Origin of the sequence: Cohnella luojiensis (genome assembly GCF_004564235.1) — a bacterium.
GTDB lineage: Bacteria > Bacillota > Bacilli > Paenibacillales > Paenibacillaceae > Cohnella > Cohnella luojiensis.
Genome location: NZ_SOMN01000110.1, coordinates 1 through 728 on the forward strand (window position 1 = coordinate 1; position 728 = coordinate 728).

Sequence of the window (728 nt, forward strand, 5' to 3'; positions counted from 1 at the left end):
CCATTGCCATTGCCATCGTTCCCTCCGCCGTTACCGTTTCCGCCGGAGTTTCCATTTCCATTACCGTTACTATTGCCGTTACCGCCGGAGCTATCGTTGCCTCCACTATTTCCATTACCACCGGAGCTGCCATTTCCGCCTCCATTGCCGCCACCGTTTCCTCCACCATTGCCGTTCGAGGAAATATGAACTTCGCCGGATGCGCCGGTTTTACCATTGCCATTGCCATTACCATTGCCATTACCATTGTTATTACTGTTGCCATTTCCATTTCCATTATCGTTCCCATTGCCTTTGCCGTTCCCATTCGGTTCGCAGGAAGGTGCACCGTTGCCCGGATTGGACGATTTGCCCGGCTTTACCCCGAACGATTCAAGCACCTTCTGAACGAGCTCTTCCGTCGTGATAACTTGGTTCTTGTCCTCTACCGTTCCTTGAATAACAGCTTTGCGGACAGTCCGGTTACCAGCGCCGTCGTATTCATACAGGATTACGTCACCGTCTACCGTTTCCACCCGCTGCAGCTGCTCCCGGTCATTGTAGACATAACCGGAAGATCCGTTTTGTTCTTGAACGTCGGTAATAAATTCACGCGCATTGTAATTATACGCGCTGGCATGCAATGCCTCATCTGCGCGGGTCGTCTTTTGCGTATCGATCAGATGGCCCGGTTTGTAATCGACGGAAGTTACCGTTCCGTTCGGATATTTTACCGCCGTTACGTAACC

General features: G+C 51.5%; 1 protein-coding gene. It reads right to left on the reverse strand.

Going from position 1 to position 728, the window contains the following annotated elements:
• On the reverse strand, positions 1–728 hold a 728-nt coding region (locus tag E2980_RS23955; protein ID WP_205700029.1), incomplete at both ends, for a hypothetical protein.